The sequence below is a fragment of the Kitasatospora sp. NPDC087271 genome (assembly GCF_044744605.1).
GTDB lineage: Bacteria > Actinomycetota > Actinomycetes > Streptomycetales > Streptomycetaceae > Kitasatospora.
On the sequence record NZ_JBIUYQ010000005.1, the window covers coordinates 219862 to 232008 of the forward strand.

Genomic DNA, 12147 nt, shown 5'->3' on the forward strand with positions numbered 1-12147 from the left:
CGTCCCGCTGCCGACCTCGCTGGTGATCCCGGCGAGGTCGGCAGCGGTGGCGTCTCAGTGGCGGTGGTGGTTGTCGGGTTGGGCCGGGTCGCCGGGGTGTTCCAATCCCTCGACGAGGGTGAGGCGTCGGGCGCGCTCGTGGTCGAGCCAGCGGACGAAGGCGGCGCGGCGGGCGGCCTCGGTGAGGTCGGCGGTGGGGTCGTGCTCCTCGGTGACGGTGTGCACGGAGCGGAGTGCGGCCCTCCAGGGGCCGGCGGTGACCCAGGTGCCGGGCGGAGCCTCGCGGAGGGCTTCGGCGAGGGCGGCCGGGAGGGTGTCGGGGTCGGCGTCGAGTTCGCCGTCGGACAGGGCCAGGTGCCAGACGGCCGACGGCGCGCGGGTGGTCAGGGTGCGGTAGTGGGCGACGTCGGCGGCGGAGGGTTCGACGTCGGCGGTGACCGCCGCGTAGACGGCCCGGACGGCTGGGCTGCCCTCGTAGGCGGCGGCGGTGATGGAGCCGAGTTCGACGGCGGCCTGCTGATCCAGGCGGGCCGGGCCGGTGGACCGTACGGGCAGGGCGCGCTCGGTGGCGACCGCCTCGCACAGCGCCTCGGTCAGCAGCACCTGGGCGACCCAGCGGCTGAGCTGGCGGTCCTCCGAACTGCCGGGCTGGGGCAGGGCGGTGGAGCGCGGGCCGGTGCGGAGGGCGGCGAGGCGGTGGTCGAGGGCGGCGCGCGGGAGGGGCTTTCCGTCGAGCAGACCGAGGGTCATGCCTCCACCTCCAGGGCGACGGTCGGGGCGTACTGGCAGCGGCCGAACCACATGACCTTGGCCAGCGCCCAGTACGCGCCGGGGTCGGTGGATTCGGGGGCGGCGATCTCGAAGGCCACGGTCGAGGACGATCCGGCCGGGACGGTGAAGCCGCGGACCGGGTCGGCGATGGCGTCCCAGGTGCCCCAGGGGGAGACGAGTTGGAGTTCGCCGCGGATCTCGCCGCGGGTGCGGTTGGTGAGGGTGAGGCCGAGGGTGGTGCGGCCGCCCGCGGTGACGCGCAGGGCCTCCTCGGAGACGGCGACGTCCAGGCCGGTGTCGCGGCCGGTGGTGGCCTTGGTGCCCTGGGCGATCGTCCAGTCCTCGGGGGTGTCGCCGGGGACGGGCAGCAGGTTGGGGAGGTCGCCGACGGCGATGGTCACGACGTCCTCGATCTCCTGGCCGTCGTGCACGATCCGGACGGCGGCGAAGTGCAGGCCGGGCAGGACTTCGGCGGGCGGGGTGAGGGTGACCGGGAAGCGCAGGTGGCCGCCGGGCTCCAGCCGGTAGGGGCGGCTGCCGAGGCTGGTCTGCCAGCCCTCGGGCGGCAGGACGACGGCCGTGCCCTCGACCGCCGCGTCGCGCAGTTGCGAGGACAGGGCAACGGAGAGTTCGACCGCCTCGCCGTCCGTCCGCAGCAGGCCGGGCGAGGCGCCGACGGAGACCGGCAGGTAGCCGAGCGGCGCCGGGCCCCGGTTGTGCAGCCAGTAGCGGGCGTGGACGGGCTGCGCGGGTTCGGCGACCGGGCCGAGGACCGGGCCGCCGGGCTCGGCGGCGACGCCCGGGGCGGCGAGCAGGGTGGCGATCTGCGAACCGGCGAGGTCGACGCGTTCGACGGCCTCGCCGAGGGGGCGTTCCAGCAGGTCGGCGGGTCGCAGGTGGCTCAGCCCGAGTGCGCCGCCGAGTTCCGCCGTGCGTCCGAGGCCGGTCGACTCGACCAGCCGGACGGCGAGTTCGCGCCCGACGGCCGCCGCCGAGCCGTGCGCGATGGGGTTGCCGGCGGGCTTGAGCGCGCCGAGCAGGACTTCGCGCTGCGGCTCGATCCGCAGCCAGGAGAGGGTGGCCGGCAGCGGGCCGTCCTGCGGCGGCGCGATCCGGGCGTAGAGCGGGTGGTTGAACTCCTGGCCCTGGGCGGGCAGGGTCTGGCTCCGCCAGTCGCCCGGGCCGCCGACCAGTGCGTAACTGAACTCGTGGGTCCAGTGCTGGAGTTGGAAGGAGGCGCCGTCGGGCAGGGTGCGCCGGGGCGGGTCGATCCAGACGCCGGAGGGCCAGCCGGTGCAGGAGCGCATCAGGGAGAGGTGCAGGGCTCCGGTGGTGTCGACCGCGAAGCCGGGCAGGCCGAAGCTGAGCAACGCGACGGTGTGGTCGGCGAGTTGGTCCACGACCTCGGACGGGCAGACGGCTCCGATCCGGGCGTCGGCGAGGTCCGCGACGAGCGCGGCGGCGTCCGTGACGACCAGTGCGGGCAGCGCCCGCAGGTCCCGCAGGTCGGCGCCGGGCTGCCAGACCTCGGCGAGCGGGGTGAGTGCGGGCACCCACACCGCGCCGTGCGTCTTGAGGACGCTCGCGTACTCCTCGCCGGCCCGCTCGATCAACTCCCGGGCGGCGTCGTTCTCTTCCGGACCGCCGAGGACGATCCGGAAGTCGGGCAGGTTGGAGTCGACGTCCAGCCAGCCGTACCGGGCCCAGTCGGCGCCGGAGGTGGTGGCGGTGACGCCGACCCGGGCGAGGGCGACCACCAGCGAGCGGGCGTCGGCGGCGTCGTCCAGGCTCGGCACGACCACCTCGGCGACGCCCAACGCCCGCTCCCCCAGCGGCGATCCGGCCGGATCGGACAGCACGGCGCGCGCGGTGGCGCCGAGGCCGAACCAGGTGTTGGCCGGGTTGTCCAAGGTCCACGGCGCCTCGGCGGAGTCGACGTCGGGCAGGGCGAAGCCGCGCCCGACGACGGCGCCGGCGACCTCACTGACCGGCAGCGCACCGGGCAGGTCGACGGGGAAGCGCAGCCGCAGCAGCCGGTCGGCGCCGGAGTAGTCGACGACCCGGGTGCGGCAGTCGACCCGGTCGAGGCCGCGCCACAGGGTGACGGTCTGCTCGTAGCGGATCCCGTCGACGGTGCCGCCGATCACCAGCCGCTCGCCGAGCGGGCCGGTCTCGCGGCGCACGTCGGCCGGGGCCGTGCCGGAGCCGCGCACCGGTCCGCTGGGCACCAGGTGCCAGGGTCCCTCTCCGAAGTCGGGGTGCTGCGGGTACTCCTCGTAGACCCGCAGTTCGTTGCCGATCCGGCCGCCCTGGATCAACTCCCGGTCGTGCAGGAGGTCGTGGACGGAGGACAGGCCGCCGCCACGGACGGGGTCGGCGCTCACCCGGTAGCGGTCGTTGGTGATCACCACCCCCTCGGCCGCCGTCCAGGGCTCCGCCGCCGGGCCCTCCACCAGCCGCCAGGTGCGCCAGCCGAGCGCGGGAACGTCGGCGGCGAGGAAGCGCAGGGCTCCCCGGTCGACGGTGCTCGGCACGGGCTCGCCCCGGTCGTCGAGCACCCGTACCGCACCGGTCTGCGGGGGGAGTTGGACGACGACCAGGTCGGTCCGGTCGAAGGAGAGCGTGTTGGTGACGACCACGGCCGAACCGGCGGCCACCGCCGACCCGCCGGCCCCCTCCGGACCGACGCCGGCGGTGGAGATCCGCGCGGTCAGCGCGTCCAGCGCCTGGTCCCGGACGGCGGCCGCGAGGTCGTGCGCCTCTCGCCAGCCGCCGAGCAGGTCAAGGTAGACCTGGTCGGACTCGGAGCCGGTGATGGCGTCGTGGTGGGCGCCGTAGGCGAGTTGGCGCCAGACCTTGTCGAGGGCGGCGGAGGGGTACTGCCCCAGGCCGTGGACGGCGGCGAGGGTGGCGAGCTTCTCGGCGTCGGCGGCCGCGACCTCGCCGGCCCGCTGGGCCTGCTTGGTGTCGATGTACGAGACGTCCTTGCCGGTGTAGACCGGGTTCATGTCGCGGGTCTGCGGGCTGGGCCGGCGGCCGGTGGCGGCGAGTTCGGCCCGGACGGCGTCGAGGAAGTCGCGCGGGGTGGCGCAGACGAAGCGCGGCCAGAGGTACTTGGCGGCCCAGGAGCGGTGGATCTCGGTGACCCACTTGTTGGGCGGGGTGTAGTCGGTGCCGACGGGAAGCAGCAGGTTCCTGGTCGCGCCGACGGGCTTGAGCTTGCGGTACAGCTCGTAGACGGCCTGTTCGGCGGTGGCGAGGTCCGGGGAGGAGTCCATCCACCAGCCGGCCGAGTAGTGGTGCGGCATGTAGTGGGTGAGCACGCCCTCGCCGGAGGGGGCGATCCACTCGAACTCGCTCGGGAACTGCATCACCCGGGCGTCGTCCTTGGCCTCGCGGAAGTTCTTCTGGATCGGGCCCCACTGGTGGAAGGGGCCGCGGGCCCAGGCGCTGCCGGTGAGGCCGGCCGCGGCGAGGTGGCCGGGGAACTGCGGGTCGTGCCCGAACACGTCGAGCTGCCAGGCGGTTTGCGGGTCGCCGCCGAGGATGTCGCGCTGGTAGCCGATGCCGTAGACGAGGTTGCGGATGGTGGTCTCGGCGCCGGTCAGGTTGGTGTTGGGCTCGTTGTAGGTGCCGCCGACGAGTTCGACCTGGCCGCGCTCCAGCAGCGTGCGCAGGGTCTCGCGGCGCTCGGGGTGCTGGTCGAAGTACGGCTTGAGGTAGTCGACTTCGGCGAGGACGAACTTGTACACCGGGTCCCGCAGCGCGAGGTCCATGTGCGCGTCGACGAGCGCGAAGCCGTTGCGCTCCCAGAGCGGCCGGGTGGTGGCGTCGGCGGAGAGCAGTTCCCAGGGGGAGGTGTAGGCGGCCTGGGTGTTCCACCAGACCGGGTCGTAGTGGAAGTGCGAGACCAGGAACATCGTCCAGCCGGGTTCGGCGACCTCCACCAGGGCGTCCACGGAGGCGCCCTCCGCCTCGACGGTGACGGGGAGTTCGGTGCCCGGCTCGGGGGCGCCGGTGAGCTCCAACGGGACTTCGACCAGCCCCGTGCCGGTCGCCTCGCCGCGCACGCCCGGACCGCTGACGGTGATCCGGGCGGCCGGGCCGTCGAGGGTGACCCGCAGCAGTTGGCGCGGGGCTTCCTCGGGACCGGTGAAGAGGTCGGTGTTCTCGACGGCGGTGATGGTGACCGGCACGGGGAGGGTCCTTTCGGTGCAGGTGCGGGGGCCGGGCGCGGGGTCGGGTGCCGCGCCCGGCGGGAGGTGCTGACGTGCCCGGTTACTGGCCCCAGGCCTCGAACTCGTAGATGCGGGCGGCCGGGTCGGTGTTCTGGGTGGGCTTGGTGACGACCAGCCGGACGTAGCGGGCGGTGGTGGTCACCGGGTGGGTGGTGGTGCCCGCGGTGTTGCCGGTGACGTCGGCGACCGTCGTCCAGGGGTCGGTGGTGTTCGAGCGGACCTGGATCGAGAAGTCGCGGGTGTTGAAGGCCGCGCTCTCACCGCCCGCGCCCGCGTGCTTGACCACGAACTTCGACAGCTGCTTGGCCGAACCGAGGTCCACCTCAAGCCACTTGGAGCTGTTCAGGCTGCACCACTTGTCGCCGGTGCCGCCGTTGACGCTGCCGTTGACGGCCTTGGCCGGGCCCTCGTTGGCGTTGCACTGGCCGGAGGCGGTGGCCGGGCGGTTCAGCGCCAGGTTGCCGCCGGTCGCGGGCGGCGTGCCCGTCCAGCCGACGGTGGTGGAGGCGGCGGTGGAGCGGCCGTAGGTGGTGGAGACGGCCTCGACGTCGAGGGTGGTGGCGTCCTCGGTGCCGGCCCGGTCGAGCCGCCCGACGTAGTACGCGTCGTTGGGGGTCGCGCCGAGGAAGGTCCGGCTGCCGTCGGCGTTGCGCCGGTACACCTCGTAGTGGTGGACGTCGCCGCCGGGCGCGGCCGTCCAGGAGAGCCGCAGCGACTGGCTGGAACCCGCCGTCACGTCGCTCGCGCCGAGGACGGTGAGGCCGCTGGGCGCCGCCGGGGCACCCACGTCGCCGTCGTGGACGGAGATCTGGCCGATCCGCACGTCGTAGGCGGGGTCGGAGCCGTCGGCCCGGAGGGCGAGCTGGGCGATGGTACGGCCCGCGTACGGGGCGAGGTCGAGGGTGTGCCGCTCCCAGCCGGTACCGGAGTTGGCACCGACGTCGATCGTCGTGAAGCTGTTCGGCGCGTCGGTGAAGGAGACCGCGGCCTTGAGCTTGGTGGGCCCGGCGGCCGGGGTCCTGACCACCAGGTCCAGCTTGGTGTTCGCGGCGACGGGCAGTTTGGTCTCGTACAGCCGCACGGTGTTGGCGGCGTCCAGGGTGCCGGTGAGGCGCAGCGAGGAGCCGCCCTGGTAGGCGTCGGTGAAGTCGACGGACGGGGTGAGCTTGCTGCCGCCGGAGTCGACCATCCACCGGTAGGTCGGCGGGACGTCCTGGAGGGACAGGTTGTTCCAGCCGCCGGTGGCGACCCGGGTGCCGGCGGAGTTGTAGAAGTCCCCCTGCCCGGTGTTGAAGTTGGTGACGAAGGGCTTGGCGGTGATCGGCGAGGACTCGGCGACGTAGCCGGCCAGGCCGGGCCAGTTGTCGGAGGGGTTGGCCTTGGACGGGTCGTTGTCGGCGCCGACCCAGTAGCGGGCGTCCTTGGCGTAGAAGTCGGCCCGGTCGGTGGCGGACTTCCAGGTCCATTCGGGCCGGTAGAGGCCGAGCGAGGTGGTGTGCGGCTGGCCGGTCGGGAAGAGGGACTTCCAGTCGACGCCGGTGTTGTAGCCGTTGGCCTCGGTGTCGATGCCGGAGTAGAGGTCGTACTCGCTGCGGCCGAGTTGCCGGGCCAGCGCGCGGGAGGAGTTCAGGCCGCCGGAGCTCCAGTTGAAGTTCAGGAACATCGAGTCCGAGGTGCGCTTCGAACCCTCCTGGAGGAACGGGGAGTTGGCGGAGGTGAGGGCGTTCTGCCAGTTGACCGAGCCGGAGGTGGTCATGGCGTCGTACCACATGAACTCGGTGCCGCTCTTGGCCTTGCTGTACTGCATGAGGTTGCGCACTTCGGTGGCGAGGGCCGAATCGCCGCCGCCGGTCTCCTGGTTGATGAACCAGCCGTCGAAGCCGTAGTACTGGGCGGCCTGGGCGAGTTTGTCGGCGACGGGGTACGTGTTGCCGGACTTCTGGACGAAGTCGCGGAGCCACTGGAGCTGGCCGCCGTAGGCGGCGGGCGGGAAGAAGACGGTGCCGTAGACCTTGACGCCGTTGCGGTGGGCGGCGTCGATGACGGTCGGGTTGGGGGCGAGGATCAGGCCCTCGCCGGCCGAGCCGCCCCAGAAGACCAGCTTGTCGACGTACTGCCAGTAGCCGAAGGCGTAGTAGTTGGGGTCGGCGGAGCCCTGGGAGGGGTTGTTGGAGGTGGGCCCGAAGGAGACCAGGGAGGCGATCTTCCCTTCACCGGTGCGGGCGTTGGGGTTGGCCTTGAGGGCGGGGTCGCTGGTGCGCGGCTGGAGCGGGACGCGGGAGCGGTTGAAGCGGGCGTCCGGGTCGGTGGCCGGGTCCCAGTTGAGGATGGTGGAGGGGTACCAGTACGAGGCGTAGGGCTGGGTGCCCGGGGTGCCGGCGGCCGGGGTGGTGGGCGCCTGCGGCCCGGCGTGGGCGGCGGGGGCGGCACCCAGCACGGCGGCCGCGAGGGCGGCGCTGAGCAGCAGGGGTATCCGTCGTGACATGCGGTGGCTCCGATCGAGCGGAGGTGGGTGGGGGCGGGCCGTCGGCGTGGACGGGCCGGGTGCATGTGGGCGTGGCGGTGCGCGAGGAGGCGGGGTGACCGTGTCGCGGCTGCGGCCGGCCGCAGCCGCGACGCGGCGGGCCCGCCGGGGGTGCGGGCCTGCGGAGGGTGCGGGCCTGGGTGCGCGCCGGGCGGAGGCCGCTCGGCGCAGCGAACCTAAACCGGTTCAGGAGCGCTGTCAACGACTCGCGCAGCAACCACCCCGTCGGGTGGCTCGGCCCCCGGCGGCGAGGTGGACTCGCGCACGGTCAGCCGCGGTGTGGGCATCTGCAGGTCGCGCCCCGGGCCGGGCTCGTCGAGGGCCGCCAGCAGGCTGCGGGCGACCTGCTCGCCGAGCGCGAAGGTGTCCCGGCTGAGCGCGGTCAGCGGCGGGTGGACGATCCGGGCCAGCACCGAGTCGTCGAAGGAGACGATGGACAGTTCGGCGGGCACCGCGACGCCCATCTCCCCGGCCACGCCGAGCCCGGCGACGGCCATCACGTCGCTGTCGTAGACGATCGCGGTGGGCCGCCGGGGCCGGGAGAGCAGGGTGCGGGTGGCGGCGGCGCCCTCGGCGTCGCTGAAGTCGGTGGGCACCGACACGGCCTCCTCCAGTCCGAGCCGGCGGGAGGCGTCGCGCAGCGCGCGGATCCGCCGCTGGGTGTGCTGGAAGTGCGGCAGCCCGGCCAGGTGGGCGATCCGGCGGTGCCCGATGGCGGCCAGGTAGTCGACGATGGAGAGCATCGCCTCCCGGTCGTCGGCCCAGATCCGCAGCGGGCCGCCGCCCTTGCCGGGCCCGCCCAGGATGACGGCGGGCAGGCCGAGTTCGTCCAGCACCGGCAGCCGCGGGTCGCGGACCTGGAGGTCGACGACGATGAAGCCGTCGACCCGGTGCTCGGAGGCCCAGCGCCGGTAGACCTCGATCTCTGCGGCGGTGTCCTCGACCACCATCAGGTGCAGCGCGACGGAGCTCGCCGAGAGCACCGCCTGGAGGCCGGACAGCAGTTGGCTGAAGAACGGCTCGACGCCGATGGTGCGGGCCGGGCGGGCGATCACCAGCCCGACGGCGTCGGCCCTGGCTCCGCCGAGGGCCCGCGCGGCGCTGTGCGGGCGCCAGTTCATCTCCTCGGCGACCCGCAGGATCCGGGCCCTGGTCGCCTCGCTCACGCCGGGGCGGCCGTTGAGCGCGAAGGAGACCGCGCCCTTGGAGACACCGGCCTGGCGCGCGATGTCGGCGATCGTCGGTCTGGCCACAGAACCCGACTCCTCTCTTGACATCCAAGTTTAGGCGGGAGCATAGTCCCTGGCATAGCTAGACCGGTTTAGTAAGACAGGTTCTGGAACTCGGCACCACCCCCGTGACCCAAAACCACCCCCCGAGCTCGGCACGATCCCCCACCCACCCCCAGGACCGGGAGACCCTCATGCGAAGAATCTGGGCGGCACTGACCACGACGGCGTTCACCGCGGCCGCACTCACCGGCTGCGGACTCGGCTCCGGCGAAAGCAAGAACAGCGACAGCGTGGCGAGTGCGGCCGCCACCGGCGAGGTCAAGGGCAAGGTCTCGATCCAGACCTGGGCGCTCAAGCCGAAGTTCACCGACTACATGCAGGGCGTCCTCGACGGCTTCAAGAAGAAGTACCCCGGCGTCGAGGTCGAGTGGCTCGACCAGCCCGGCGAGGGCTACTCCGACAAGGTGCTCAGCCAGGCCGCGTCCGGCGGCCTGCCCGACGTGGTCAACCTCCCGCCGGACTTCGCCTTCCCGCTGGCCAAGAAGGACCTCCTGCTGGACGTCCTCAAGGCCGACCCGAAGCTCGCCGACGAGTACGTCGCGGGCGGCGTCGAGGCCTACCGCTACACCGGCCTGAACGGCACCTTCGGCTACCCGTGGTACCTCAACACCGATGTGAACTACTGGAATTCGGAACTCCTGACGAAGAACGGGCTGGACCCGAAGAAGCTCCCCGCCAGCCTGGACGACCTGATCGCCCAGTCCCGGGTGATGAAGGAGAAGTCCGGCGGCCAGACCTACCTGATGAGCCGCAAGCCGGGCCTCGGCGACCTCTACAACGCCGGCGTGAAGCTCATGTCCGACGACGGCAAGTCCTTCACCTTCAACACCCCCGAGGCCGCCGCGCTGCTCGACAAGTACCGCGACGCCTTCAAGGAGGGCCTGCTGCCCAAGGACGTGCTGACCAACACCTACGTCGGCAACTCCAAGCTCTTCAACGCGGGCACGGCCGCCTGGACCACCGGCGGCGGCAACTTCATCACCAGCCTCGCCACCGACAACCCGACGATCGCCCCGAAGATGGTCTCCTCCCCCACCATGGGCGTCCCGCCGCTGTACGTGCAGGGCCTGACCATCCCGAAGAACACCAAGAACCCGGCCGCCGCCGTCGCCCTCGCCCGCTGGGTCACCAGCGCCGAGAACCAGGCCGCGTTCTCCCACCTGACCAGCGTCTTCCCGTCCACCAAGGCCTCCGCGAACGACCCGTTCTTCAGCAAGAGCGACGGCACCAACGCCGGCGACGCCAAGGTCGTCGCCTTCGACTCGCTCGCCAAGGCCAAGCTGATCCAGCCCGTCCAGGTCGACGACGCCATGAGCACCATCATCAACCAGCAGATCGCGCTGGCCATCAGCGGCGACGCGAGCTCCAAGCAGGCGCTGGACTCCGCCGTCGAGCAGTGCAACAAGCTGCTCAAGGGCTGACGGCCAGGCGCCACCCCGACCGTACCGGTCAAGCGGCGGGCCACCCCCGCCCGCCGCACCCGGGAATGACCCGCACCACCCCCAGGAAGGCAACGGCATGACCCACCGGCGTTGGTTCACCCCCTGGCTGCTCGCCGGGCCCGCGATACTCTGGCTGGCCGTCTTCAACCTCTGGCCGGCCGTCAACACGGTGATCCTGTCCTTCACCAACGCCAAGCCCCTGGGCGGCGGGCAGTTCACCGGCCTGGAGAACTACGGGCGCCTGCTCGACGACGAACAGCTCGCCGACGCCCTGCTCAACAGCATCGTCTTCATGCTGGTCTGCCTGCCCCTGCTGACCATCCTGCCGCTGCTGCTCGCCCTGCTCGTCCAGCGCAAGATCCCCGGCATCACCTTCTTCCGCACCGCCTTCTACACCCCGGTCATCGCCTCCGCCGTCGTGGTGGCGCTGATCTGGGGCTGGGTGCTGGACGACCGCGGCCTGGTCAACGGCCTGCTCCAGCAGTCCGGTCTGACCGACTCCCCGGTCGCCTTCCTCACCGACCGCTGGCTGCTGCTGTTCAGCGCGATCGCCCTGACGGTCTGGAAGGGCTTCGGCTACTACATGGTCATCTACCTGTCCGCCCTCGCCAACGTCCCGCGCGAACTGCACGAGGCGGCGGCCGTCGACGGCGCCAGCCCGATCCGCCGGTTCTGGCACGTCACCCTGCCCGGGGTGCGGCCGACCATGATGCTCGTCTCCGTCCTCATCTCGGTCAGTGCGCTGCGCGTCTTCTCCGAGCTGTACGTGCTCTCCCACGGCCAGGGCGGCCCGGGCGGGCGGGACATGTCGGTGGTGATGCTGATCCAGATGTACAGCCGCGGCTTCAACGGCCACCTCGGCTACGCCTCCGCGCTCAGCCTGATGCTCTTCGTCATCACCCTCGGCCCGATGCTGCTGCTGATGCGCCTGAACCGGAAGGCGGCCTGAACCCCGTGACCTCCCCCCGTTCGAAGGCCGTCCGCCGCGCTCAAGGTTCCCAGGGCTCGCAGGGATCCCGCGGCTCCCAGGGATCCCGGGGCTTCAACACCCCCTCCACCGCCCAGACCGCCGGTCGCTACCTGCTCCTGGTGCTCGTCCTGCTGCTGGTGGTCGGGCCGTTCCTGTGGCAGCTCTCCACCTCCCTCAAGGGTCCCAACGAGGACGTCTACACCAGCACCCCGAGCTTCATCCCCGAACAGCTGACCTTCGGCAACTACGGCAAGGTCGCCGAGACCATTCCGGTCTGGACCTACGCCCTCAACTCGCTGATCGTCGCCGCCATCTGCATCACCGGCAACGTGGTCGGCTGCACCCTGGCCGGCTTCGCGCTCGCCCGGCTTCGCTTCCGCGGCGCCAAGCTCGTCCTCGGCCTCTTCCTCGCCACCCTGGTGCTCCCCGGCGAGGTCACCATCGTCTCCCAGTACGTGCTGGTGCGCGGCCTCGGTCTGGCCGACACCCTGACCGGCGTCGCCCTGCCCGGCGCGATCGCCATGCTCAACGTGCTGCTGATGCGCACCGCCTTCGCCGCCGTCCCGCTCGAGCTCGACCAGGCCGCCCTGGTCGACGGCGCCACCGTGTGGCAGCGGCTCTGGCACATCGGCCTGCCCAACGTGCGCGGCATGCTCAGCGTGATCGTCATCTTCACCTTCATCGGCGCCTGGGACGACTTCCTCTGGCCCCTGATCGTGCTCAACGACCCGCAGAAGTACACCCTCACCGTCGGACTCCAGTACCTCAACGGCACCTTCTCCGCGAACCCGCGGCTGATCGCGGCCGGCACCATGATCGCCTTCCTGCCGATCGTCGTGGTGTTCGGCGTCTGCCAGCGCTTCTTCTTCAAGGGCGTCGAGGAGGGAGCCGTCAAGGGTTAGGCCCCGGC

Annotated in this window: 7 protein-coding genes; 3 read left to right on the top strand and 4 right to left on the bottom strand. The window is 72.1% G+C overall.

All coding sequences use genetic code 11. The features are described 5' to 3' along the window. Window positions 1-54: 54 nt before the first annotated feature. The 4 genes from ACIO9K_RS11460 to ACIO9K_RS11475 form a co-directional block, all read right to left on the bottom strand. Complete coding sequence (locus tag ACIO9K_RS11460; RefSeq protein WP_400328699.1) at window positions 55-750, bottom strand: hypothetical protein; 696 nt, start codon at window positions 748-750, stop codon at window positions 55-57. Further along, window positions 747-4967 carry an NEW3 domain-containing protein gene (locus ACIO9K_RS11465; protein ID WP_400328702.1) on the bottom strand — a complete coding sequence of 1407 codons (4221 nt, stop codon included), beginning with the start codon at window positions 4965-4967 and terminating at the stop codon, window positions 747-749. Before ACIO9K_RS11465 ends, ACIO9K_RS11460 begins: the two co-directional genes overlap by 4 nt. Before the next feature lie 82 nt (window positions 4968-5049). Beyond that, entirely contained in the window at window positions 5050-7494 is a 2445-nt protein-coding gene (locus ACIO9K_RS11470) for a discoidin domain-containing protein (RefSeq protein WP_400328705.1), read from the bottom strand. Window positions 7495-7709: 215 nt separating this feature from the next. After that, the gene (locus ACIO9K_RS11475) at window positions 7710-8786 is read right to left on the bottom strand and encodes a LacI family DNA-binding transcriptional regulator (protein WP_363623721.1); all 1077 of its coding nucleotides are present in this window, start codon (window positions 8784-8786) and stop codon (window positions 7710-7712) included. A gap of 170 nt (window positions 8787-8956) precedes the next feature. On the opposite strand from ACIO9K_RS11475, the gene ACIO9K_RS11480 reads away from it, so the two are divergent. From ACIO9K_RS11480 to ACIO9K_RS11490, 3 genes are all read left to right on the top strand, one after another. Next, window positions 8957-10246: an ABC transporter substrate-binding protein gene (locus tag ACIO9K_RS11480; RefSeq protein WP_400328709.1), complete on the top strand. Its 1290-nt coding sequence runs from the start codon at window positions 8957-8959 to the stop codon at window positions 10244-10246. Between the two features lie 97 nt (window positions 10247-10343). After that, on the top strand, window positions 10344-11216 hold the full coding sequence (locus tag ACIO9K_RS11485; protein ID WP_363581806.1) for a sugar ABC transporter permease: 873 nt from the start codon (window positions 10344-10346) through the stop codon (window positions 11214-11216). Between the two features lie 5 nt (window positions 11217-11221). Next, window positions 11222-12139, top strand: coding sequence for a carbohydrate ABC transporter permease (locus tag ACIO9K_RS11490; RefSeq protein WP_363623717.1), 918 nt, complete (start codon window positions 11222-11224; stop codon window positions 12137-12139). Window positions 12140-12147 lie beyond the last annotated feature (8 nt).